Annotated in this window: 26 protein-coding genes and 1 pseudogene; 15 read left to right on the forward strand and 12 right to left on the reverse strand. The window is 69.1% G+C overall.

All coding sequences use genetic code 11. From position 1 onward, the window contains the following. Nucleotides 1-404, forward strand: a 404-nt coding sequence (locus tag ACYQ8K_RS27610; RefSeq protein WP_459974173.1) for an MmpS family transport accessory protein, incomplete at its 5' end; no start/stop codon positions are given. Between the two features lie 55 nt (nucleotides 405-459). Here the strand turns inward: ACYQ8K_RS27610 and ACYQ8K_RS27615 are convergent. Continuing rightward, a complete protein-coding gene (locus ACYQ8K_RS27615) occupies nucleotides 460-1,179 on the reverse strand; it encodes a ferritin-like fold-containing protein (protein WP_459974175.1) in 720 nt (239 codons plus the stop codon). Nucleotides 1,180-1,459: 280 nt separating this feature from the next. Between ACYQ8K_RS27615 and ACYQ8K_RS27620 the strand changes: the two genes are divergently transcribed. Beyond that, nucleotides 1,460-3,001, forward strand: coding sequence for a DEAD/DEAH box helicase (locus tag ACYQ8K_RS27620; protein ID WP_459974177.1), 1,542 nt, complete (start codon nucleotides 1,460-1,462; stop codon nucleotides 2,999-3,001). Between the two features lie 16 nt (nucleotides 3,002-3,017). After that, the gene (locus ACYQ8K_RS27625) at nucleotides 3,018-4,244 is read left to right on the forward strand and encodes an Rv3212 family protein (RefSeq protein ID WP_459974179.1); all 1,227 of its coding nucleotides are present in this window, start codon (nucleotides 3,018-3,020) and stop codon (nucleotides 4,242-4,244) included. Nucleotides 4,245-4,412: 168 nt separating this feature from the next. Here ACYQ8K_RS27625 and ACYQ8K_RS27630 read toward each other — a convergent pair whose 3' ends face one another. Beyond that, the gene (locus ACYQ8K_RS27630) at nucleotides 4,413-5,213 is read right to left on the reverse strand and encodes a ParA family protein (protein ID WP_459974181.1); all 801 of its coding nucleotides are present in this window, start codon (nucleotides 5,211-5,213) and stop codon (nucleotides 4,413-4,415) included. Between the two features lie 132 nt (nucleotides 5,214-5,345). On the opposite strand from ACYQ8K_RS27630, the gene ACYQ8K_RS27635 reads away from it, so the two are divergent. The 3 genes from ACYQ8K_RS27635 (at nucleotide 5,346) to ACYQ8K_RS27645 (ending at nucleotide 7,566) form a co-directional block, all read left to right on the forward strand. Then, complete coding sequence (locus tag ACYQ8K_RS27635; protein WP_459974183.1) at nucleotides 5,346-5,936, forward strand: acid phosphatase; 591 nt, start codon at nucleotides 5,346-5,348, stop codon at nucleotides 5,934-5,936. A gap of 98 nt (nucleotides 5,937-6,034) precedes the next feature. Continuing rightward, a complete protein-coding gene (locus ACYQ8K_RS27640; protein WP_459974210.1) occupies nucleotides 6,035-7,087 on the forward strand; it encodes an isochorismate synthase in 1,053 nt (350 codons plus the stop codon). Then, nucleotides 7,084-7,566, forward strand: coding sequence for an N-acetyltransferase family protein (locus ACYQ8K_RS27645; RefSeq protein ID WP_459974185.1), 483 nt, complete (start codon nucleotides 7,084-7,086; stop codon nucleotides 7,564-7,566). The genes ACYQ8K_RS27640 and ACYQ8K_RS27645 overlap by 4 nt, the downstream gene beginning before the upstream one ends. Here the strand turns inward: ACYQ8K_RS27645 and ACYQ8K_RS27650 are convergent. Continuing rightward, the gene (locus ACYQ8K_RS27650; protein ID WP_459974187.1) at nucleotides 7,518-7,949 is read right to left on the reverse strand and encodes a hypothetical protein; all 432 of its coding nucleotides are present in this window, start codon (nucleotides 7,947-7,949) and stop codon (nucleotides 7,518-7,520) included. The genes ACYQ8K_RS27645 and ACYQ8K_RS27650 overlap by 49 nt on opposite strands. Before the next feature lie 86 nt (nucleotides 7,950-8,035). Here ACYQ8K_RS27650 and ACYQ8K_RS27655 point away from each other — a divergent pair, with 86 nt between their 5' ends. Next, the gene (locus ACYQ8K_RS27655; protein WP_459974189.1) at nucleotides 8,036-9,001 is read left to right on the forward strand and encodes a diacylglycerol/lipid kinase family protein; all 966 of its coding nucleotides are present in this window, start codon (nucleotides 8,036-8,038) and stop codon (nucleotides 8,999-9,001) included. 282 nt (nucleotides 9,002-9,283) lie between these two features. After that, the gene (gene whiB1, locus ACYQ8K_RS27660) at nucleotides 9,284-9,538 is read left to right on the forward strand and encodes a transcriptional regulator WhiB1 (protein WP_003874607.1); all 255 of its coding nucleotides are present in this window, start codon (nucleotides 9,284-9,286) and stop codon (nucleotides 9,536-9,538) included. Nucleotides 9,539-9,613: 75 nt separating this feature from the next. Here the strand turns inward: whiB1 and ACYQ8K_RS27665 are convergent, their stop codons facing one another. Both ACYQ8K_RS27665 and ACYQ8K_RS27670 read right to left on the reverse strand, forming a co-directional pair. Beyond that, the gene (locus ACYQ8K_RS27665; RefSeq protein ID WP_459974191.1) at nucleotides 9,614-11,113 is read right to left on the reverse strand and encodes a sensor histidine kinase; all 1,500 of its coding nucleotides are present in this window, start codon (nucleotides 11,111-11,113) and stop codon (nucleotides 9,614-9,616) included. A gap of 50 nt (nucleotides 11,114-11,163) precedes the next feature. Then, nucleotides 11,164-11,379 carry a biotin/lipoyl-binding carrier protein gene (locus ACYQ8K_RS27670; RefSeq protein ID WP_007773063.1) on the reverse strand — a complete coding sequence of 72 codons (216 nt, stop codon included), beginning with the start codon at nucleotides 11,377-11,379 and terminating at the stop codon, nucleotides 11,164-11,166. Nucleotides 11,380-11,616: 237 nt separating this feature from the next. On the opposite strand from ACYQ8K_RS27670, the gene ACYQ8K_RS27675 reads away from it, so the two are divergent. Further along, nucleotides 11,617-11,691: a 50S ribosomal protein bL37 gene (locus ACYQ8K_RS27675; protein ID WP_011728008.1), complete on the forward strand. Its 75-nt coding sequence runs from the start codon at nucleotides 11,617-11,619 to the stop codon at nucleotides 11,689-11,691. A gap of 6 nt (nucleotides 11,692-11,697) precedes the next feature. Here the strand turns inward: ACYQ8K_RS27675 and rsrA are convergent, their stop codons facing one another. Then, nucleotides 11,698-12,012 (reverse strand): mycothiol system anti-sigma-R factor, encoded by a 315-nt coding sequence (gene rsrA, locus ACYQ8K_RS27680; RefSeq protein WP_064951688.1) that lies wholly within the window; start codon nucleotides 12,010-12,012, stop codon nucleotides 11,698-11,700. Continuing rightward, a complete protein-coding gene (locus tag ACYQ8K_RS27685; RefSeq protein WP_459974213.1) occupies nucleotides 12,009-12,638 on the reverse strand; it encodes a sigma-70 family RNA polymerase sigma factor in 630 nt (209 codons plus the stop codon). Before ACYQ8K_RS27685 ends, rsrA begins: the two co-directional genes overlap by 4 nt. A 345-nt stretch (nucleotides 12,639-12,983) precedes the next feature. Here ACYQ8K_RS27685 and ACYQ8K_RS27690 point away from each other — a divergent pair, with 345 nt between their 5' ends. Further along, complete coding sequence (locus ACYQ8K_RS27690) at nucleotides 12,984-13,844, forward strand: SDR family oxidoreductase (protein ID WP_459974193.1); 861 nt, start codon at nucleotides 12,984-12,986, stop codon at nucleotides 13,842-13,844. A 2-nt stretch (nucleotides 13,845-13,846) separates the two neighbouring features. Then, a complete protein-coding gene (locus ACYQ8K_RS27695) occupies nucleotides 13,847-14,338 on the forward strand; it encodes a YbaK/EbsC family protein (protein WP_459974194.1) in 492 nt (163 codons plus the stop codon). Here ACYQ8K_RS27695 and ACYQ8K_RS27700 read toward each other — a convergent pair. Genes ACYQ8K_RS27700 through ACYQ8K_RS27715 form a run of 4 tightly spaced genes read right to left on the reverse strand, consistent with a single transcriptional unit; the run spans nucleotide 14,325 to nucleotide 18,520 of the window. After that, nucleotides 14,325-15,344 carry a zinc-dependent alcohol dehydrogenase gene (locus ACYQ8K_RS27700; RefSeq protein WP_459974196.1) on the reverse strand — a complete coding sequence of 340 codons (1,020 nt, stop codon included), beginning with the start codon at nucleotides 15,342-15,344 and terminating at the stop codon, nucleotides 14,325-14,327. The two genes, ACYQ8K_RS27695 and ACYQ8K_RS27700, sit on opposite strands and share 14 nt — an antisense overlap. After that, nucleotides 15,341-16,525: a sulfotransferase family protein gene (locus ACYQ8K_RS27705; RefSeq protein ID WP_459974198.1), complete on the reverse strand. Its 1,185-nt coding sequence runs from the start codon at nucleotides 16,523-16,525 to the stop codon at nucleotides 15,341-15,343. The genes ACYQ8K_RS27700 and ACYQ8K_RS27705 overlap by 4 nt, the downstream gene beginning before the upstream one ends. A 4-nt stretch (nucleotides 16,526-16,529) precedes the next feature. Then, nucleotides 16,530-17,279, reverse strand: a complete 750-nt coding sequence (locus ACYQ8K_RS27710; RefSeq protein WP_459974199.1) for an SDR family NAD(P)-dependent oxidoreductase — start codon at nucleotides 17,277-17,279, stop codon at nucleotides 16,530-16,532. After that, the gene (locus tag ACYQ8K_RS27715; protein WP_459974201.1) at nucleotides 17,276-18,520 is read right to left on the reverse strand and encodes an alkyl sulfatase dimerization domain-containing protein; all 1,245 of its coding nucleotides are present in this window, start codon (nucleotides 18,518-18,520) and stop codon (nucleotides 17,276-17,278) included. The genes ACYQ8K_RS27710 and ACYQ8K_RS27715 overlap by 4 nt, the downstream gene beginning before the upstream one ends. 63 nt (nucleotides 18,521-18,583) lie before the next feature. On the opposite strand from ACYQ8K_RS27715, the gene ACYQ8K_RS27720 reads away from it, so the two are divergent. The 3 genes from ACYQ8K_RS27720 to ACYQ8K_RS27730 are packed head-to-tail and all read left to right on the forward strand — an operon-like array spanning nucleotide 18,584 to nucleotide 20,272. Next, on the forward strand, nucleotides 18,584-19,354 hold the full coding sequence (locus tag ACYQ8K_RS27720) for an SDR family NAD(P)-dependent oxidoreductase (protein WP_459974202.1): 771 nt from the start codon (nucleotides 18,584-18,586) through the stop codon (nucleotides 19,352-19,354). A gap of 8 nt (nucleotides 19,355-19,362) precedes the next feature. Then, nucleotides 19,363-19,983: a TetR/AcrR family transcriptional regulator gene (locus ACYQ8K_RS27725; RefSeq protein WP_459974204.1), complete on the forward strand. Its 621-nt coding sequence runs from the start codon at nucleotides 19,363-19,365 to the stop codon at nucleotides 19,981-19,983. A 52-nt stretch (nucleotides 19,984-20,035) separates the two neighbouring features. Beyond that, complete coding sequence (locus ACYQ8K_RS27730; RefSeq protein WP_459974206.1) at nucleotides 20,036-20,272, forward strand: hypothetical protein; 237 nt, start codon at nucleotides 20,036-20,038, stop codon at nucleotides 20,270-20,272. A gap of 107 nt (nucleotides 20,273-20,379) precedes the next feature. On the opposite strand, the pseudogene ACYQ8K_RS27735 reads toward ACYQ8K_RS27730, so the two are convergent. Next, nucleotides 20,380-21,355, reverse strand: a pseudogene (locus tag ACYQ8K_RS27735) (IS110 family transposase); the annotation flags it as partial. A 241-nt stretch (nucleotides 21,356-21,596) separates the two neighbouring features. Between ACYQ8K_RS27735 and ACYQ8K_RS27740 the strand changes: the two are divergent. After that, nucleotides 21,597-22,763, forward strand: coding sequence for a 13E12 repeat family protein (locus ACYQ8K_RS27740; RefSeq protein ID WP_459974208.1), 1,167 nt, complete (start codon nucleotides 21,597-21,599; stop codon nucleotides 22,761-22,763). Nucleotides 22,764-22,802 lie beyond the last annotated feature (39 nt).

Genomic DNA, 22,802 nt, shown 5'->3' on the forward strand with positions numbered 1-22,802 from the left:
GCCCCTCCCAGCTGCCGGCCGAGACCTTCACCACGGTCACCACGCCCAGCGCCGCGCCCGCCGCACCGCCGGCGGTCGCCGCGCCCCCGGTCGCGCCGCCCCGCGCCGCGGCGCCGCCGCCGGCCGCGCTGAACCCGCGCACCGTGCTCTACAGCGTGAGCGGGACCAAGCAGCTGCTGGACCTGGTGAACATCGTCTACACCGACGCGCGGGGCGTGCCGCAGACCGAGTTCAACGTGTCGCTGCCGTGGTCGAAGGTCGTGGTGCTGAACCCGGGCGTGCAGACCGAATCGGTCGTCGCGACCAGCTTCTACGGTCAGCTCAGCTGCTCGATCTTCAACGCCGCCGGTCAGCGCGTGGTCGCGTCGACCAACGCCTCGAACATGGCGACCTGCGCGCGCTGAGTCCGAGGGGCCGTGACCCGTCCCCGGCACGCGGGAGGTGCCCCTAGCGGCCGGCTCAGCTCAGGCCAAGTTCGTGCATCCGACGGTCGTGTGTCTGCTGCATCCGGTCGAAGAACGCGTTGAGCTGGCCCAGCCCGCCAGCGCCCAACATCACCAGGTCGACCAGCTCGTCGTGGTCGGCCAGCAGGTACTGGGCCTGCGTGATCGCTTCGCCGAACAGGCGGCGCGACCACAGCGCCAGCCGGCTGCGCTGCTTGCCGCTGGACGTCACCGCGGCGCGCACCTCGGCGACGACGAACTGTGAGTGCCCGGTTTCCGACAGCGCCGCGCGCACCACGTCGGCAACCTCGTCGGGCAGGCCGTCGGCGATCTCCAGGTACAGGTCGGCCGCCAGGGCGTCGCCCACATAGGTCTTCACCAAGGCCTCCAGCCACGTGCTGGGCATGGTCAGCCGGTGATAGTTCTCCAGCGCCGAGACGTACTTGGACATCGCCGACACCACGTCGACGCCGCGGCTTTCCAGCGCGTCGCGCAGCTGCTCGTAGTGCTGCATCTCGGCGGCGGCCATGCTGGCCATCGAGATCCGTCCGCGCAGGTCGGGAGCCATCCGCGCCTCGTCGGTGAGCCGGTAGAACGCGGCGATCTCGCCGTAGGCCAGGACCGCGAACAACTCGTTGACACCCGGGTGGTCGGCCGACAGCCGCGGGGCGGGTGAATCGTCGATTGGGTCGGCGGCCAGATCGGCTTGGGAGGGTTGGCAGGAGGGCCGGGTCATGGCAACACTGTAGTCGGCTGACTTAGCGCAAAATGGGAGCCAGCTGTCGACCAGCTATCATGGAGGTAGATGGCGGCTGTATTTATGCCGTAATTGTTTTTTCAAGCCGCTATCGGCGAAATGTGCGTGCACAGCTGGCCCGCCCTGACTGGGCCCTCCCAGACTGAGCCAGGGCCGGCGACTCGGCGACGTATTCGGAGTCGGAACTCGTGCGCGCGTGACCGCGACAGAGAAATACCGACACAAACCGATACGTCACCGAGAGGCTACTTACCCACGCATGACCACCCTCACCAGCACAACTGAACTGACCTTTGCGCAACTCGGCGTCCGCGACGAAATCGTGCGCGCGCTCGCCGAAAAAGGGATCGAAAGCCCTTTTGCCATCCAAGAACTGACCCTGCCGATGGCGCTCGCCGGCGACGATCTGATCGGCCAGGCCCGCACCGGCATGGGCAAGACCTTCGCCTTCGGCGTGCCGCTGTTGCAGCGCATCACCGCCGGCACCGCCGCGCGTCCACTCAACGGCACGCCGCGGGCCCTGATCGTGGTCCCCACCCGGGAGCTGTGCCTACAGGTCACCGATGACCTGACGCTGGCGGCCAAGCACCTGAACGCCGACGGCGGTCGCCCGCTGTCGGTGGTGCCCATCTACGGCGGGCGCCCTTACGAGCCGCAGATCGAGGCGCTGCGCGCCGGTGCCGACGTCGTGGTCGGCACCCCGGGCCGGCTGCTCGACCTGAGCCAGCAAAACCACCTGCAACTGGGCGGGCTGTCGGTGCTGGTGCTCGACGAGGCCGACGAGATGCTCGACCTGGGCTTCCTGCCCGACATCGAGCGCATCCTGCGCCAGATCCCGACCGATCGGCAGTCCATGCTGTTCTCGGCGACCATGCCGGACCCGATCATCACGCTGGCCCGCACGTTCATGAACCAGCCCACCCACATCCGGGCCGAAGCGCCGCACTCGGCGGCCACTCACGACACCACCGTGCAGTACGTCTACCGCGCCCACGCCCTGGACAAGGTGGAGCTGGTCAGCCGCGTGCTCCAGGCCGAGGGCCGCGGCGCGACGATGATCTTCACCCGCACCAAGCGCACCGCGCAGAAGGTGGCCGACGAGCTGGCCGAGCGCGGGTTCAAGGTCGGTGCGGTGCACGGGGACCTGGGCCAGGTGGCCCGCGAGAAGGCGCTGAAGGCCTTCCGGACCGGCGACATCGACGTGCTGGTCGCCACCGACGTGGCCGCCCGCGGCATCGACATCGACGACGTCACCCACGTGATCAACTACCAGATCCCCGAGGACGAGCAGGCCTACGTGCACCGCATCGGGCGCACCGGCCGCGCCGGCAAGACCGGTGTCGCCGTCACGCTGGTGGACTGGGACGAGCTGGCCCGCTGGGCGCTGATCGACAAGGCGCTGGGGCTGGACTGCCCCGAGCCCGCCGAGACGTACTCCAACTCGCCGCACCTCTACGCCGAACTGGGCATCCCCGCCGAGGCCGGCGGCACGGTGGGCACCGCCCGCAAGCCGCAAGGCCAGCGCCGCAGCGGCGACCGGGACGGCAAGAAGCCCGAGCAGAAGTCGGAGAAGCCCGCGCGGCGGTCCGGCGCGCGGCGCCGGCGCACCCGTGGCGGGCAGCCCGTCGCGGCGCACCCGTCCAGCAACGGGGCCCCGAGCAGCAACGGCGATGCCACCGCGGAAACCCCGGCCGGCTCGCCCCCGGGCAACGCCGGCTCCACCCGGCGCCGCCGCCGGCGTCGCAAGCCCGCGGACGGGCAGACCGCCGCGGCTACCGCCGCCACCGCGCAGAGCAACTGACGGCCCGCGCCGCCGCATGGTCAGACCCGAGCGCCGCACCAAGGGCGACATGCTCGCCGCCGCGGCCATCGCGGTCGTCGTCGCCGCGGTCGCGGCGCTGATCTGGTGGAGCAGCGACGCCCGGGCCACCAGCAGCCGGCCCGCGGCGGTGCCCGCACCCAACCCGTCGCCGGCCAAGCAGGTCCCGGCCGGGTTGAAGCAGCTGTGGAGCGCCGCCAGTCCGGCCACCACCGCCCCGGTGGTCGCCGGCGGGGAGGTGGTCACCGCGGCGGGCCGCCGGATCGACGGGCGCGATCCCGACACCGGCCAGTCCCGCTGGAGCTACTCCCGCGACATCGACCTGTGCGGGGTCACCTGGCTGTACCGCTACGCCGTCGGGGTATACCGCGACGACCGCGGCTGCGGGCAGGTGAGCACCCTGGACGGGTCCACCGGTCGCCGCGGGCCCGCCCGCAGCGGCTACGCCGATCGGCGGGTGCGGCTCTCCTCCGACGGCATGACGGTGCTGTCGGTCGGTGACACCCGGCTGGAGCTGTGGCGTTCGGACATGGTCCGGATGCTGGCCTACGGCGAGACCGACGCGCGGGTGAAGCCGTCGACGCGCGGACTGCACTCCGGATGCAAGCTGATCTCGGCCGCGGCCAGCTCCCAGGCGGTGTCGGTGCTGGAGAGCTGCGCGAACCAGGCCGACCTGCGGCTGGTGCTGCTGCGTCCGGGCAAGGACGACGACGAACCCCAGCAACACATCGTGGCCCAACCGGGGATCGCGCCCGATTCGGGCGCCCGGGTGCTGACCGTCGCGGAGAACACCACCGCGGTGTACCTGCCCGCGCCGCAGCCCCGGGTCGATGTGATCGACCAGACCGGGGCGACCGTGTCGAGCACCCCGCTGCCCAAGCCGCCGTCGCGCTCGGCGGTCGTCTCCCATCCGGGCAGCCAGATCACCTGGTGGACGGGCGATTCGCTGATGGTCTTCGACGCGAACACGCTGGCGCTGCGCTACACGATCACCGCGGGCGACCGGACGGCGCCCCTGGGGCCCGGGGTGATGATGGCGGGCCGGCTGCTGGTGCCGGTCACCGGCGCGATCGGGGTCTACGACCCGCTCAGCGGCGCCAACGAACGCTACATCCCGGTGGACCGCTCGACGAGCGCCCCACCCGCCGGCAAACCCGTGTTCCCGGCCGTGATCGGGTCGCGGGTGCTCGAGCAGCGCGGCGACACTCTGGTCGCCCTGGGCTAGCTAAACCTGATGGTGGCGACCCGCCGCGCCCGGCTCCGCCGCGCTTGCGATCGCCACTAAACCCGATGGTGGCGACCCGCCGCGCCCGGCTCCGCCGCGCTTGCGATCGCCACTAAACCCGATGGTGGCGACCCGCCGCGCCCGGCTCCGCCGCGCTTGCGATCGCCACTAAACCTCGACGGCGAACGTCGGCAGTGGCTTGCCGCTCTTCCAGTGCTTGAGCAGCGCCGCCGCCAGATCGCCGTAGGCCACCGCGCCCTTGTTCTTGCGACCGGCCATCACCGACGAGCCCGAGGCGCTGGCCTCGGCGAATCGCACGGTGCGCGGGATCGGCGGGGCCAGCACCGGCAGGTTGTACCGGTCGGCGACGTCGAGCAGGACGTCGCGGGTGTGCGTGGTGCGCGAGTCGTACAGCGTGGGCAGGGCGCCGAGCATGCGCAGCTCCGGGTTGGTGATCTGCTGGACATCGGCGACCGTGCGCAGGAACTGGCCGACCCCGCGATGCGCGAGCGTCTCGCACTGCAGCGGCACGATGACCTCGTCGGCGGCCGTCAGCCCGTTGAGGGTGAGCACGCCCAGCGACGGCGGGCAGTCGATGATCACCACGTCGAACTCGTCGCCGAGCTTGGCCAGCGCGCGCTTGAGCGCGTATTCGCGCCCGGCCCGCATCAGCAGCATCGCCTCGGCGCCGGCCAGGTCAATGTTGGCCGGCAGCAGCGTCATTCCCTCCGCCGTCTCGACCAGCGCGGCGTTGGGCTCGACCTCGCCGAGCAGCACCTCGTGCACGGACACCGGTAGCTTGTCGGGATCTTGGCCCAGCGAGAAGGTCAGGCAGCCCTGCGGATCGAGGTCGACCAGCAGCACCCGTTTCTTCTCGTCCACCAACGCCGCACCCAGCGACGCGACCGTGGTCGTCTTGGCGACACCGCCCTTCTGGTTGGCCACCGCCAATACCCGCGTCTTACTCACCGGCGCCGCCACCTCATCGCTGCCTCCCCACTGCATCGTCGCGTGCGGTTTACAGTGCCATCCTGGCATGTTCGCCCGCCGTGCGCTTCGGCCTGAGCGACCACCGCGAGTCGTCCGGCAGAATCAACCGATATGGGCTTGCACAATCACCGTCTGGTGCTGCTGCGCCACGGCGAGACCGAGTGGTCGAAGTCGGGCCAGCACACCGGCCGCACCGAGGTTGAGCTGACCGACGCCGGCCGAACGCAGGCCAAGCTGGCCGGCGGGGTGATCGGTGAACTCAAACTTGTTGACCCGCTGGTGATCAGCAGTCCGCGGCAGCGTTCCCTGACCACCGCGGAGCTGGCCGGGCTGTCCGTCGACGAGGTTTCCGACGTGCTGGCGGAGTGGGACTACGGCTCCTACGAGGGCCTGACCACGTCGCAGATTCAGGAGACGGTGCCCGGATGGCTGGTGTGGACGCACGGCTGCCCGGGCGGTGAGACCGTCGCCCAGGTCAGTGAGCGCGCCGACGCGGCCGTCGCGACGGCGCTGCAGCACATGGAGTCGCGCGACGTCGTCTTCGTCAGCCACGGCCACTTCTCCCGCGCGGTGATCACGCGCTGGGTCGAGCTGCCGCTGGTCGAGGGCAGCCGGTTCGCCATGATCACCGCGTCGATCGCGGTCTGCGGGTTCGAGCACGGGGTGCGGCAGCTGCGCGCGCTCGGATTGACCGGTCAGTGAGCGGCGAAGACGACGATGCGCGCCGCGCAGCGGCGCGAGAAGGAGTCGAGCATCGACACCACGAACCGCCGTTCGCGCTGTGCGGGCCGACCGGAACCATGATCGCCGACGGGGTGCGGCGGCGCTACGCCGACGTGAGTGCCGCGCAGGCGGCGCTGCGCTCGGGAGAGGCGCCGATTGTGTTGGGCGCGTTGCCTTTTGACGTCACCAGGCCGGCAGCGTTGCTGACGCCGGAAGCGGTGAACGTCACGGATGGCCCGCCGGACTGGCCGGCCGACGGACTGCCGCCGGTGCGGGTGGCCGAAGCCGTGCCGCCACCGGCGGACTACCGGCACCGGATCCAGCGGGCGTGCGAGCAGCTCGCCGCATCCGACAACCCGCTGGACAAGGTGGTGTTGGCCCGCGCCCTGCGGCTGGTCGCCGAGGCCCCGCTGGATGCCCGCGTGATCCTGCGCCGGCTCGTCGCCGCGGACCCGGCGGCCTACGGCTACCTCGTCGACCTGAGCGCCGCCGGCGACGCGTACGCCGGTGCGGCACTGGTGGGCGCCAGCCCCGAGCTTCTGGTGGCGCGCAGCGGCGACCGCGTGGAGTGCCGGCCGTTCGCCGGCTCGGCGCCGCGCGCGGCCGACCCGCAGGCCGACGCCGCCAACGGTGCCGCGCTGGTTGCCTCGGCCAAGAACCGGCACGAACATCAGCTGGTCATCGAAACCATCAGGGCCGCCCTGGAACCGCTGTGCGACGACCTGTCCATCGCCGCCGAACCGCAGCTGAGCAGCACCGCCACCGTCTGGCATCTGTGCACGCCGATCACCGGCCGCCTGCGTGACACATCAAGCACCGCAATCGATTTGGCGCTGACCCTGCACCCCACCCCGGCGGTCGGCGGCGTGCCGACGAAGGCCGCGATGGGTCTGATCGCCGAACTGGAAGGGGACCGCGGCTTCTACGCCGGGGCGGCGGGCTGGTGCGACGCCCGCGGCGACGGGCGCTGGGTGGTGTCGCTGCGCTGCGCGCAGCTGTCGGCCGACCGGCGCGGCGCGCTGGCCCGGGCCGGCGGCGGCATCGTCGCCGAGTCCGATCCCGACGAGGAAGTCGCGGAAACGACAACGAAATTCGGTACCATCCTCAACGCCCTGGGAGTAGAGCAATGAGCCGGCACATCCGTCGCGCCGCGCCGCGGGACGCCGCCGCGATCACCGAAATGATCCACGCGCTGGCCGAGTTCGAGCACGCCGCCGATCAGTGCACGGTGGCCGAAACCCAAATCACGGCAGCGCTTTTCGGTGAGGTGCCGACGGTGTACGGGCACGTCGCCGAAATGGACGGCGAGATCGCGGCGATGGCGCTGTGGTTCGTCAACTTCTCCACCTGGGACGGCGTGGCGGGCATCTACCTGGAAGACCTGTTCGTGCGCCCGGAGTTCCGCCGGCGCGGGCTGGCCCGGGCGCTGCTGGCCGCGCTGGCGTCCGAATGCCTGCGCCGGGGCTACACCCGGCTGTCGTGGGCGGTGCTGAACTGGAACGCCGACGCCATCGCCCTCTACGACGGCATCGGCGGTGAGCCGCAGAACGAATGGACGACCTACCGGCTGTCCGGCGAGCCGTTGGCGGGCCTGGCGGAATCGCCCTGATCGCCGGCGGCCCAGCGCACCGCGGCGGGACTGAACAGCAATCCGAGCACGATCAGCGCCACCGCGCCCGCCGGAATCCCGAAGCCCGGCTGATGTGACCCGACCGCGAGGTACCAGGCCACCGGCAGCAACAGCAGCTGGGTGATGACGGCCAGCCCGCGGCCCCAGCGCTTGCCGAGGATCAGCGCGCGTCCCGCGGCGATCACCCCGGCACCGACCAGGACGAACCAGCCCGCGGTCGCCAGGCCGTTGACCACCTGCTGGTCGGCCCCGGCGATGCCCCGCACCACCAGCACCACCGCCACGATCAGCGCCGCGATCCCCTGCAGCACAACGATCAGGCCGGCGCGGCGAACGGGGGTCGGGGCGGCTGGCGGCGTCACAGCGTCAGCGTAGTCAGGGCGGCGGCCCGTCCCCCGGCGGTTCCCCCACAGCGTTGCCTTAGGCAGCCCGCATAAGCTCGTGCCTCATGCGGGCCGTGCTGATCGTCAACCCCACAGCCACTTCCACCACCCCGGCCGGTCGCGACCTGCTGGCCCACGCGCTCAAAAGCCGTCTACAGCTCACCGTCGAACACACCAACCACCGCGGTCATGGCACCGAGCTCGCGGAGAAGGCCGTCGCCGACGGTATCGATCTGGTGGTGGTGCACGGCGGCGACGGCACGGTGAGCGGGGTGGTCAACGGCCTGCTCGGCCGGCCGGGGCCGCTGCCGACCGGCCCGGTACCGGCGGTGGCCGTGGTGCCCGGCGGTTCGGCGAACGTGCTGGCACGGTCCCTGGGCATCTCCGCGGATCCGGTCGCGGCCACCAACCAGCTCATCCAGTTGCTCGACGACTACCACCGGCGCCGCGCCTGGCGGCGGATCGGGTTGATCGACTGCGGCGAGCGCTGGGCCGTGTTCAACACCGGCATGGGCGTCGACGCCGAGGTGGTGGCCGCGGTCGAGGCCGAGCGCGACAAGGGTGGGAAAGTTTCGGCGTGGCGCTACATCCGCGCGGCGGTGCCGGCCGTCTGGGCCTACACCCGCCGCGAACCGATGCTGACGCTGGAACTTCCCGGCCGCGAACCCATTACCGGGGTCAGCTTCGCGTTCGTGTCGAACTCCAGCCCGTGGACGTTCGCCAACCAACGGCCGGTGTGGACCAACCCCGACTGCAGCTTCGAGTCGGGACTCGGGGTGTTCGCGCCCACCACCATGAAGCCGATCCCCACCCTGCGAATCGTGCGGCAGATGTTCGCTAAACGGCCTACGTTCAACTTCAAGCACCTCGTCACCGAGGACGACCTGCCATGCCTGCGAGTTACCTCGACGGGAGGCGCAGTCGCCTGCCAGTTCGACGGTGATTACCTCGGCGTGCGCGAAAGCATGACGTTCCGGGCGGTCCCGGATGCGCTGGCAGTGGTCGCTCCCCCGCAGCAGAAATGGCGTTGAGCTGCGGTAATGCCGCGTGACCGGCGGGCGTCCGGAAAACATCCAGGGAGGCAGCCCGTGGAGTGTAGTACAACGGAGTAAGGGCTTGGCTACGAGATGATCAAAGTGAGATAGCCCACGAGCGAACTCACACTATTGACATCTGTTGAGCCTGTGAAACGATCAAAAGGTTGCATGCAGAGTTTTACGTAGGAGTCCGGACTCCTTTTCTTCTGCACGCGTTAAACAGCCGAAGAAAATGGCCGTGCGCCTTGCTGCGCACTTAGTGAGGAGTAAAGACTTATGGATTGGCGCCACAAGGCGGTCTGTCGTGACGAAGACCCGGAGCTGTTCTTCCCGGTAGGGAACAGCGGCCCGGCTCTCGCGCAGATCGCTGACGCGAAACTGGTCTGTAATCGGTGCCCGGTGACCACAGAGTGCCTCGGTTGGGCCCTGAACACGGGCCAGGACTCGGGCGTCTGGGGCGGCATGAGCGAAGACGAGCGGCGTGCACTGAAGCGTCGCAACGCCCGGACGAAGGCCCGCAGCGGGGTATAACCCACATAACGCAAACAGTGCGGCCTCGACGAAAGTCGGGGCCGCACCTTTGCGTGTGGGTTCGGCACGAAACACCTACAGCAGCAAACGGGTTCGGCGGCCGATCGGAACCCGTAGCACCACATCGGTTCCGGTGACCGGCGCCTGACGCATGCCCAGGGTGCCGTCCAGCTCGGCCGACACCAGGGTCCGCACGATCTGCAGGCCGAGGCTGTCCGAGGTCTCCAGGCTGAATCCCTCCGGCAGCCCGCGACCGTCGTCGTGCACCACCACGTCGAGCCACCGCGCGGAGCGCTCGGCGCGAATCGTCACCGAACCCTCCTGGGCCGCCGGGTCAAAGGCGTGTTCGATCGCGTTCTGCACCAGTTCGGTGATCACCATGATCAGCGCGGTGGCCCGGTCGGAGTCCAACACACCCAGGTCGCCGACCCGGTTAATGCGGATCGGCCGGTCCACCGACGCCACGTCGTTCATGATCGGCAGGATCCGGTCGATCACCTCGTCGAGGTTGACCTGCTCATCCACCGACATCGACAGCGCGTCGTGCACCAGCGCGATCGACGACACCCGGCGCACCGACTCGATCAGGGCCTCCCGCCCCTCCGCGTTGACGGTCCGGCGGGCCTGCAGGCGCAACAGCGCCGCCACGGTCTGCAGGTTGTTCTTCACCCGGTGATGGATCTCCCGGATGGTGGCGTCCTTGGAGATCAGGGCCCGGTCGCGGCGCTTGACCTCGGTGACGTCGCGGATCAGCACCGCCGCGCCGGCGCTGGCGCCGTCGACCATCAGCGGCAGCGTGCGCAGCAGCACGGTGGCTCCCCCGGCGTCGACCTCCATGCGCATGCTGCGCCCGCCGGCCACCAGGTCCCGCACGTGTTCGGCCACTTCCTGCGCCTCGAACGGGTCCGAGATCAGCGGGCGGGTGACCTCGATCAGGTTGTGCCCCTCCAGCTCGGTGGTCAGGCCCATCCGGTGGTAGGCCGACAGCGCGTTAGGACTGGCGTAGTCGACGACGCCGTGCACGTCCAGGCGGATGAAGCCGTCGCCGGCCCGCGGGGTCGAGCGCGACATGACCACGTCGCCCGCGTCGGGAAAGGTTCCCTCGGCGAGCATCTGGACCAGATCGGTGGCGCACTCCCGGTAGGCGATCTCCAGCTGACCGGACGCACGGTCGGCGGCCAACGCGGTCTGATGATGGGTGAGCACGGCCACCACCTTGCCGCCGTAGCGCACCGGAGACGCCTCGACGTGGGTGCCGGGCAACCACGAATCTTCGTGTCCCGCAATGTTATTCCGCTGGGCGGTACCCGACGCGAACGTCTCGGCGACGAGCTCGAGCCGGTCGGATCCGACGGCGGTGCCCACCGCGTCGGTCAACAGCGCCGTGGGCGCCGTGTTGGGCCGGCACTGCGCCACACAGACCAGCACGCCGTCGTCGCGCCGCACCCACATCAGGTAGTCGGCGAACGACAGGTCAGCCAGCAGCTGCCACTCCCCGACTACCGCATGCAGGTGGTCGACCGCGTTGCCCGGCAGCATGGTGTGTTCGGCGAGCAGGTCACCGAGAGTTGACATCGCTTACTCCCCGGGTCGTTCCCCGGCGGCTGGTCGAGACGGTCCGACGGCTAGCTGATCACCGCGATGAGGTCGCCCGCCTGAATGACGTCGCCCACCGACACGCTGACCTTGCTGACGGTGCCGCCGACTTCGGCCAGGACGGGGATTTCCATCTTCATCGACTCCAGCAGCACCACGATGTCGCCTTTGCCGATCTGGTCACCCTCGTTCACAACGACTTCGAGCACGCTGGCCACGATCTCGGCACGCACATCCTCCGCCATCTTCACCCCACTCGTCTCGGCCTTCGCGCAGGCTGGCTGCTGGTCATCACGGTTCTTTTCCGCCCATCAGGCTCGGATACATCGAACCACAGGACCACTCGGGGCCGCGGCGCACGTGCCCCCGAGTGGTCCGCACCAGGGCGAAGACACTGCACAGGACGTCTCGTGAGAGAATGGCCGTCAAGCCGACGGGCGCCGGGCGCCTCGTTCGACAAGCAATCACGGAGGTTTTACAACATGGCCAAACGAGGCCGTAAGAAGCGCGACCGCAAGCACAGCAAGGCCAACCACGGCAAGCGCCCCAACGCCTGACGGACGCTACTGCGTACCCCGGATGATCGTGGTGCGCCGGATCTCGAGCCGTAGCCGCTCGCGCAGCCCCTCGGGGGCCTTCTCGCCCCGGCATTTGGTGGCGATCAGCGCCTTGATCCGCTCTTCGAGCCCGTAGTGCTTGAAGCAGCCGGGGCACGCCTCGAGGTGCTGGCGCAACTGCTCGCGGGTGTCCGGGCCGCACTCACCGTCGAGCAGCAGCCAGACCTGGCGGATGACCTCCGCGCAACCGACGCTGCCGTGGGACTCGTCGTTGGGGCAGGCGTCGGGCGAGGCACCGCCCTGGCCGGAGAGCTCGCTCATGACGACACCTCCTCGTGCGTCTGCTGACCGCGGTTGAAGCCGCGCTCCTTGGCAACGTCGGCCAACAGGCCGCGCAGCTGCCGTCGGCCGCGGTGCAGCCGTGACATTACCGTTCCGATCGGCGTATCCATGATCTCGGCGATTTCCTTGTACGGAAAGCCTTCGACGTCGGCGTAGTAGACCGCCATCCGGAATTCCTCCGGCAGTGCCGCCAGCGCCTCTTTGATCTCCGAGTCCGGCAGCGCCTCCAGGGCCTCCACCTCGGCCGATCGCAGCCCGGTGGACGAATGCTCGGCGTTGGCGGCCAGCTGCCAGTCGGTGATCTCCTCGGTCGGATACTCCGCGGGTTGGCGCTGCTTCTTGCGGTAGCTGTTGATGTAGGTGTTGGTCAGGATCCGGTACAGCCACGCCTTGAGATTGGTGCCGGCCCGAAACGAGCGGAATCCCGCGTAGGCCTTCACCATGGTTTCTTGCAGCAGGTCCTCGGCGTCGGCCGGATTGCGCGTCATGCGCAGCGCACCGCCGTACAGCTGGTCCAGCAGGGGAATCGCGTCGCGTTCGAATCGCGCCGTTAATTCCGCGTCCGTCTCTTCGTGCGCTGCGGGCTCGGGAATCTCGGGCCCCATCGCGCCATCGCGGCCATCTTCGGAGTCGGCCATGTCGATCAACCCGGTCCCTTCTGCGGCGGTGTTACCGGAGAGCACCGAAAGCGCCACCGGACTCGCAAGGAAGCCAGCCAACAGCTCCTCGCCCAACAGGCTCGTCGCCGTTGACACCACGCTGCTCCTCCCAATCTAAAGGCTGACCCCGACACCGTCCGTCCGGGTCCGCTCCACCGCATGTGAGACCGATTGGATCAACGCCGCGGGTGACCGCGCTATTTCCGCAGCGCGATCCGGCCGGATGCCGGGCCCGGCGGCCGCGATCGGACCCCGATCCGGCCGATTCGGGTGTGGCGTTAGTGTGACGCCATGTCCCACGCCACGTCTCTGCAAGGCAAGACCATGTTCATCTCCGGCGCCAGCCGCGGTATCGGCCTGGCGATCGCCAAGCGCGCCGCGCAGGACGGCGCCAACATCGCGCTAATCGCCAAGACCGCCGAGCCGCACCCGAAGCTGCCGGGCACGGTGTTCACCGCGGCCAAGGAGCTCGAGGAGGCGGGTGGGCAGGCCCTGCCGATCGTCGGGGACGTCCGCGACCCGGATTCGGTCGAGGCGGCCGTGGCCAAGACCGTCGAGCAGTTCGGCGGCATCGACATCTGCGTCAACAACGCGTCGGCGATCAACCTGGGGTCCATCTCCGAGGTGCCGATGAAGCGGTTCGACCTGATGAACGGCATTCAGGTGCGCGGCACATACGCGGTGTCCCAGGCGTGTCTGCCGCACATGAAGGGCCGGGAAAACCCGCACATCCTGACGCTGTCCCCACCGGTGCTGCTGGGCCAGGAGTGGCTGAAGCCGACGGCGTACATGATGGCCAAGTTCGGTATGACGTTGTGCGCGTTGGGCATTGCCCAGGAGATGCGCGCCGACGGCATCGCGTCCAACACGTTGTGGCCGCGCACGCTGGTGGCCACCGCCGCGGTGCAGAACCTGCTCGGCGGCGACGAGGCGATGGGACGCGCCCGCAAGCCGGAGATCTACTCCGATGCCGCCTACGTCATCCTCAACAAGCCCGCCAAGGAGTTCACCGGCAACATGCTGCTATGCGAGGACGTCCTGGTGGACTCCGGCGTCACCGACCTGTCGACCTACGACTGCATTCCGGGCTCCAAGCTGGGCGTCGACTTCTGGGTGGACGGCGTCAACCCGCCGGGGTACACGGGCCCCTGATCTTGGCTGGCGCCGCCACACCGGGCATTGCCGCGTTGGTGAAAGCCGGTGTGCCGCATGATGTCCTGACGTTCGAGCACGACCGGCGGGAGCAATCGTTCGGCGCGGAGGCGGTCAGGGCGCTCACCGAGGCCGCCGGCATCGAGCCCGGCCAGATCTACAAGACCCTCATCATCGCGGTGCCCGACGGATTGGCGGTCGCCATCGTGCCCGCCACCGCGCGGCTCTCGCTGAAGGCGGCCGCCGCCGCGCTGGGCGTCGCCAAGGCGTCCATGGCCGAGGCCGCGGTCGCCGAAAAGACCACCGGTTACGTCGTCGGTGCGGTGTCGCCGTTCGGTCAGCGCAGGAAGCTGCCGACGGTCGTCGATTCCGGTGCGCTGGCGTGGGAACGGGTGTTCTGCAGCGCCGGCCGTCGGGGCTGGGAGGTCGCGGTGGCGCCGCAGGATCTAATCCGCCTCACCGGCGCGATCACCGCCGACATCAGCAGAACGTGACGACGACCTTGTCCGCGGCCCCCGGGGTGTGCGCCAGTTCGAGCGCCTCGCCGACGTTGTCGAACGGGATGGTGTGGCTGACGATCAGCGCGTACTTCTCCCAGTTCGCGATGAGATCCCCGGTCACCTCGAAGATCTCATCGGGATAGCCCATCGATCCCAGGATGGTGATCTCGTTGCTCATCACGTTGACGAACTCGACGGGCACCGGTTCCTTGTGCACGCCAACGATTCCCAGCGTGGCACCCTTCTTGGCCGCCGCCAGCGCGGTGTTGACGACGGCGGGCACACCGGCGGCGTCCAGGTAGATGTCGGTGCCTGCGCGCCGGGGTAAGCCGGGAATTCCGGCTTCGCCCTCGCCGTGCAGTTCGATCAGGCGCGCCACGACGTCCTCGTCGGCGGAGTTGATGACGGCGTCGGCGCCGATCTGCAGCGCCTTGTCCAGGCGCCCGGGGACCAGGTCCGCGACGGCGACGTGGCTGACGCCGAGGGATTTGAAGGCCAGCACGGCGCCCAGCCCGATCGGCCCCGCCCCGAACACGAGGACCTTGTCCGTCGGTTTGGGCCGGCAGCGGTTGGCGCCGTGGCGCGCGACGGCCATCGGTTCGTTGAGCGCGGCCACCTCCCAGGGGATGTGGTCCGGGATCACCTCGAGACTCGTTCCGCGGACCGCGTTTTCGATGAGCAAGTAGTCGGCGAGCGCCCCGGTGGCGCCGCCGTTGCCGATGATGCCGCTGGGCGCAGCCATAGGGTTGATGACGACGTGGTCGCCGACGGCCAGCCCCGTCACCTCCGACCCGACCTCGACGACCTCCCCGGCGGGCTCGTGCCCGAGCGGGGTGTGCCCCTGGCGCGGCGGGATGCCGCCGATGGTGATGTAGAACGCGTCCGACCCGCAGATGCCGCAGGCGCGCATCCGCACCAGCACATCGCGCGGGCCCACCTCGGGGCGCTCGGTGTCGAGCACCTCGGCCTTACCCGGCCCGGTGACCACGGATGCTTTCACGGCGTGCCCTCCAGTTCGATGTCGAAGGTATCGAGGTACTCGGCGAATGTCGGCGCGAGCTGTTCGACGCTCAGGCCGTATTCGTCGAGGCGATAGGCGTTGAGCGCGAACCGGTCCTGGGGGTGCTGGGCAAGCCAATTGCGCATGCGCCCTTCGGTTTCGGCGGTCAGTGGTTCGTCCGCCCACTCGTAGATGCGCCGCATCACGTCCATCGGGTCGCGCATCATCTCGTGGTAGTACATATGGAAGAAGCGTTCGTCGCCGATGCGGTCGCGGGCGCGCAGCGGCCGGTCGACGTGGTAGCCCATCTGCCACATCGCCAGCCGGCCCATCTTCGTCTGATCCAGCAGCTCGGTGTTCATCACCAGGCTCTGCGGCAGCCGCCACAGGTTGCACAGCGACCCGGTCGCCTTGTACGGGTCGCGATGCGCCCAGATCAGGCGCGCGTCGGGGAACACCTTCAGCAGCGCCTCGATGTGCACCGAATGCGACGGCATCTTCAGGCTCCAGTTGCCCGGCGCGGTGGACTGCAGCACCTGCAGGTAGCGCTTCTGGTATTCGTAGGTGCTGCTCATGTCGGCCTCGTCGAACAGCCAGCGCGCGTAGCGATCCGTCGGCAGGAACGAGTCCCAGGACAGGCCCTTGAAATCCTGGTTGTGAATGAACATGTCCTCGGTCGGACCGTCGGCGTCTTCCCAGTGCGGCAGCGGCATTTTCGCCTGCGTCACCAGCTCGAGGATCTTGCGCTGCTCCTCGAGCAGGGCCAGGCACCGCGGGTCGGTACGCAGCGTGTCGGTGCCGGCGGGCGGGATCGGGTCCACGCACTGCCAGTGCAACAGCGATCGCCGGCCCGGATCCTGGTCGAGCAGGTAGCTGATCACCGTGGTGCCGGTGCGGGGCATGCCGAGCACGACCAGCGGCCGCTCGACGGGCGCGTCCAGCACGTCGGGGTGCGCCTGGATGTAGCCGTGCACCTGCATGCGGCGCCCCAGCGCGTTGGTGGCGTCGTCAAGGACCCGCTCGCGGCCGAACGGGGTGAAGGCCGCCGAGGTGTTGAGTTCGTCGACGATGAGCTGCAGCCCGTCGCGCCATGAGTCGGAATCGATTTCGGAGAGGCCGGTCCGTCGGGCCGCCAGCTCGAACACGTCGTCGGCGGTCGCGATGTTGTCGAAGTCGCTCATGGCCCTACACCGTCAGGTATCCGCCGTCGACGGCGATGGTGCTGCCGGTGATGTACGAGGCGGCGTCGGTACACAGGAACAGCGCCGCGCCGGCGCAGTCCTGGGGCGTGCCGGGCCTGCCCAGCGGGGTGTGGAAGCCGATCTCGACGTCCATCACCTCGGGAATTCCCATGGCCGGGTGCGTCATTCGGGTGTCGATGAGCCCGGGCGCGATGGCGTTCACCCGGATCCCGTCGTTGGCCCACCGGCGGGACAGGTTCATCGTCAGGGCGATCAGGCCCATCTTCGACGAGGCATAGCCAGGGACGAAGACCGCCGACCGGAACGCGGACATCGAGACCACGCTGACGACGCTCGCGCCGCCCGGGGCCTGGCTGGACTTGAGGCGCTCGTGGCAGCGCATGGTGAGCCGCATCGGGCCCAGCATGTTCTGCGTCACCGACGCGACGTAGCCGTCCGGATCGTATTCGTCGCCGGCGGGATAGGGTCCGCCCGCGTTGTTGACCAGGATGTCCAGATCGCCCAGCGAATCTGCCAGGGCGTCAACGGATTCCGGATCCTGGATCTGGCACTGGCGGTAGGTGAACGCGTCCAGTTCCGTCTCGGGATAATCGGATGCCGAGCCGCGGGTGCCGGTCACCGTGACGGCCGCCCCGGCGCCGGCGAACGCGGCGGCGATCGCATTGCCGATGCCGCTGGTGCCGCCGGTCACCAGCACGTGGGCGCCGGTGAAGTCGAAGTTGACGGAGTTCATTCGGTCGCCCTCAATTCGTTGATCGACTTGGTGAGCCAGGCCTTTTCCCAGAAGTTCTCGGTGCCGGACAGCAGCGCCTCGTGCGCGTCGGCGGCCGCCGCCCGGGCGCCGGCGTGCATCGGCTGGGCGGCCAGGACCAGGTCGGTGAGGTGGATGGCCTGCACCGGCCGCCCGACGGCCAGGTGCGCGCGGGCGGCGTCCACCAGCGCGTCGGCGCCGGCGGCGCTGACCACGTCGGCGGCAACCGAATCCTGCGCCACGCCATAGAGTTCGGTGGTGGAGCGATGCCGGAACCATCCGGTGTACATCTCCCAGATGGCCCGCACGTTCCAGGAGGTCTTGCCGTAGCCCTCGCCGATGTCGAGGTGCTCGGGCATCGTCACCTTCCGCATCGCGGTGTGGACGTCGGTGCCGGAATTCATCAATTCGGCCGTGCGGTCGTGCACGGCCTGCATTCCGTCGCGCATCGCGGTGACCTCCTCGGCGATGCGATCGGCCCCTTCGATCGGGTCGAAATGGCCGGTGATCAGCCGCCGCGGTCCGTATTCCAGTACGGTGTTCAACGACTCGATGTAGAGGATCGGGTCGCGGTACCGATCGCCGCGGATGGTCATCAGGTTCGGGACGTGGCCGAACAGCGGCCCGAACAGGTTGCCGGTGAACAGGATTCGATCCTCGGGCAGCCACACCACCAGCGCGTCGGTGGTCTCGCCGCCGGGTGCCCACGCCAGCTCGAAGGCGCGCCCGCCGACCGTGATGCTCATGCGCTGGTCGAAGGTCGTGGTCGGCTCGGGGAACGAGAAGTCGATGGTCGCGGGGTCGATGGTCTTGAAGTGTTCGAGCACGGCGTCGGAGAACTTCTGGAAGGCGAACGACGTCTTGGGCACCCGGTAGCCCATCAGCAGGGTGTTGTCGTCGCGCCAGTACCGGTAGTTGCGGTGCATCACGATGTCGGTTTCCTCGTCGCGCAGCGAGTTCACCCCGCCCCAATGGTCGGCGTGCCCCTGGGTCACGATGATGGCCCGCGTCGGCCCGGTCACGTCGGCGAAAGCCTTGCGGTGCAACGGTCCTTCGAAGACCAGCCCGCCGTTGACGATCACCCGTCCCTCGTCGGTGGCCACCGCATAGCAGTTGGAGACGCCCGGCGACATCCAGACGCCGTTACCCAGGGGCCGCGCGGGGGTGTCCGTCGCCGCCGAGAGGTCGCCGGCCCCGGGGCGCTCCCGATGAATCCCTGCCATGACTGGCGATCCTCTACAGTTCTAGAGGTAAAGTCAATATCTTCGACTCGGGAAGGGGCGCTGATGGGACTGCGCGGTCTGGCCGGCAAGGTGGCGATCGTCGCCGGCGGCGCCACCGGTCTCGGCGCGGCGACCGCCGCGCGGCTGGGCGAGGAGGGCTGCCGGGTGGTCGTCGGTGACGTCGCGGTCGACGCCGCGCGGCGGACGGCCGAGCGGATCGCCGCGGCCGGCGGCACCGCGACGCCGGTGGCCTTCGACCTGTCCGACCCGGCGTCGGTCGCCAGCCTGATCGATTCCGCCGCAACCACTTACGGCGGGGTGGACCTGCTGTTCAATGTGGGCGCCGACATGAGCACCATCCGCGCCGACACCGACGTGGTCGACATCGACTTCGACGTCTGGGACCGGGTGATGACGGTGAACCTGCGCGGGTATGTGGCGGTGATGAAATACGCCATCCCGCACATGCTCAACCGCGGCGGCGGCGCGATCGTCAACATGTCCTCGGCGGCGGCGTTCCAGGGCGAGCCCGCCCGTCCTGCCTATGCCACCGCGAAGGCCGGCATCGGCGCGCTCACCCGACACGTCGCGTCGCGGTGGGGAAAGGACAACATCCGCTGCAACGCGGTCGCGCCCGGCTTCACCGCCACCGAAACCATCCGTTCGGTGCCGCAGTGGCCGGACCTTCAGGCCGCCGCGCTCAAGCGCATCCGGGGGCCGCGCGTCGGCGATCCCGGCGACGTCGCCGCGCTGGTCGCTTTCCTGCTCTCCGCCGAGGGCGAATGGATCAACGGTCAGGTCGTCAACGTCGACGGCGGCACGGTGCTGCGCTGAGGACGGTCATGGCCCCCGACAGATCGCGGAGACGCAACGGCGACGAACGCCGCCGCGACCTGTGCGATGCGGCGATCCGGGTGCTGGCCGAGCACGGCTCGCGCGGGCTGACGCATGGCCAGGTCGACCGGGTCGCCGATGTCCCCGAGGGCACCACGTCGTACTACTACCGCACCCGCGCCGCCTTGCTGCGCGGCGTCGGCAAGCGCGTCGCGGAGATCGACGTGGCCAACCTGCAGTCGGTGATCGACGAGCCGGTCGATCCGCGCTCCCCCTTCGCACATCTGGCGCGGCTCACCATGATTCAGGCCGACGGGTCCGGCCTCATGCTCAACAGGGCGCGCCACGAGCTGCTGCTGGGCGCGGCCCGCGATCCCGGTCTGGCCGAGACGTCGCAGGTGTTCGTCGCCCGGATCAACGGCATGGCCCGCGACGCCATCGCGCATCTGCAGCCCGACACCCGCGACCCGGCGCTGCTGGCCGCGCAGACCACCGCCGTCACCACGTTCATCGCCGGTGTCTTCACCCGGCTGGCCGCCGGCGACCGCGACGTCGGGGACGCCGAGCAACTCGGCCGTCTGCTGGAAGCGGTGGCCACCGCGGTCGCGCTCGCGGCCCAGCGAAGTTAACTGTCCGGCGAAAACCACTCCTCAGCCCGTCGATTACGCATACCGTTGGCCGATGGACATGAAGCGATTGGCGGCCGCAGGCCTGCTGGCAATGGCGGGGCTGTTGACGATAGGCGTGGGCGTCAGCGGCGCCGACACGATTCAGACGGAGGGTAATTACCCGACGCGGGAGGCGTGTCAGAACGCCGGCCCGGGCGTGAAGGCCACCACGCCGGGAAGCTGGAATAACTTCTGGTGCGTGCCGGACCGAAACGTCAACGGCAACTGGAAGTTGGTCCTCAGCAACTGATTGGGCCGTAGCCGCCCTCCCGGCACGCGGCGCCCGCGCGCCTTCTGAAATCACTTGTGCCACTTGCGCTTCAGTAGCATCTGTCCGTCGATTTTTGAGTGTGCTTGTCCGGACTGGCTGACCTTGGGGACGAGGCCGGAGTAGGCGCGGATGGCGGCCAGGGAGTGGAACCGGTGCGGGTCGCCGATGCGGCCGGCGATGACCGCACAGGTGACGGGCCCGACGCCGGGTGCTGAGGCGATGATGCCGCGCGGGTCGGCCTCGGCGTAGAGGTTGGCGGCGCGCTCGTCGAGGTCGTCGATCTGCTCGGTGAGCATCTGGGCTTGTTCGGCTTCGGTGGCGATGTCAGCGGCCAGTTCGGCGAAGTCGATGCGGGCATGAGCGCCAGATCCCCACAGCTGCAGTGATTCTTGGGCGGCGGTCAACAGCAAGGTGGCGTGTGGTTCGCGCCAGGCGCCACGGGAGTGGCGGATCAAAAAGCGGGTCAGGCGGGCATGGCCGAGACGGATCAGGCTGTGGGGGTCAGCGTAGCGGGCCAGCAATGCCAGCGCGGCCTTGCCGTAGTTGGATCCCAGCGCGTCGTACCAGGCTGGACCGAGGAGCTCGAGCTGGGCGTCAAGGCGCTGGAAGACTGCGGTGCGGCGCTTGACGATCGAGGAGCGGATCTTGACCAGGCGCCGCAGCGGTTCGCCGGGCCCCGTCGCCGGTATGTTCACGTAGCCCTTCGGGGTGTAGCAGCGGCAACCGGGCCAACAATTTGGAGTCCAGATGGTCATTTTTGGTGTGCTTGGCGTAGTAGGCGCGCAGGTCTGCTGACTGGGTGGTGGGCACCATCGAGATCCGGGCGCCGTGATGGCGAAACCAGGACGCCAGCGGAACCCACGCGTTGCGGGTGGGCTCCATCACCACCCGCACGGTGTCTTGCTCGCTGAGTCCGATTGCTTTCCAGAGCTTTTCGAGGTCGGCGGGCCGGGTGGAGAACTTTCGTCCGGTCCACACATACGTTCCATCGGGGCGGGCAAGCGATGCTTGGTGAGCAGCCCGGCACGCCACGTCGATACCCAATATCAGTTCCACGCACATCCTTTCGACGGATCCAGGTCAGTCCCCGGGTCCGACGGGCATGGCCCAGACATTCCGTAAGCAGAAGTCCGCTCCCGAGCAGCTCCAAGTTCCCGAACAGGGACACCGGTCGGCACCTGAGACGCGCCGCGGACGACCACTCAAAAAAACAGGAATCACCAAGGTGTTCCGGTCGGTGGCCTCGGCCGTCCGCGGGCGCCCACAAAGCCTAAATGTCGGTGGGTGCGGTTAGTTTGGCGGTGTGAGTGATCAGCAGGATGTCGAGGCGGTGTTCGACGCGCTCGATGCCGCGTGGGATCGGGTCTGCGCGCTGAACCTCGAGGCCCTGAGCCCGCAGCGACAGTTGGCGGTGTTGCGGCGCTGTGAACAGCAGCGTCGGCGTATCCCGGCCGTCGAGCATCCGCTGATCAATTCCCTGGCCCGCCAAGCCCCCTCGCTCGAGCTTGGCGGCACGGTGGTCCATGCCATCGCCGAGGCGACACTGATCAGCCGTACCGAAGCCGCCCGACGCGTCAAAGAGGCACGCGATCTGGGCCCGCGCCACGGCCTGACCGGCGAACCGATCCCACCGGCGCTGGCCGCGACCGCCGCGGGCCAACGCGAGGGCACCCTGGGCGCGGGTCAGGTCGCGGTGATCCGCACGTTCTACCACCGCCTGCCCGGCTGGATCGACCCGCTCACGCGCGAGCAGGCCGAGGCCCGGTTGGCTTCAGAGGGCAGCCGGTTTCGGCCCGAACAACTGGCCGCACTGGCCAACACGCTCGCCGACTGCCTCAACCCCGATGGCACCTGCACCGACGAGGACCGGGCCCGCCAACGCGGCCTGACCCTGGGCAACCAGCAACCCGACGGCATGTCGGCGGTGCGCGGCTGGCTGACCCCCGAAGCCCGCGCCACCCTCGAGGCCGTGCTGGCCAAACTCGCCGCGCCGGGCATGTGCAACCCCCTCGACGAGACCCCGTGCATCGACGGCGCACCCACCCAGGACGCGATCGACCACGATCCCCGGTCAGCCGCCCAGCGCAACCACGACGCACTCACCGCGGCGCTGCGCGCGCTGTTGGCGTCCGGAGAGTTGGGTCAGCACAACGGGTTACCGGCCTCCATCGTCATCACCACCACACTGCAGGACCTTGAAGCGGCGGCCGGGCGGGGGTTGACCGGCGGCGGCACCATGCTGCCGATGAGCGACGTGATCCGCCTGGCCCGCCACGCCCACCACTATTTGGCCGTCTTCGACAAGGGCAAGGCGCTGGCGCTCTATCACACCAAACGCCTCGCCTCACCCGGTCAGCGAATCGTGTTGTACGCCAAGGACCGCGGCTGCTCGGCACCCGGCTGCACGGTGCCCGGCTACTACTGCGAAGTCCACAGAGAGAATGGGATGTCGCTCGCGGCGGTGGTCTGACTCTGAAGTCCATTGACGCCGCTTGGTTGTCCTTGCGTG

The sequence above is a fragment of the Mycobacterium sp. MUNTM1 genome, from assembly GCF_054660795.1.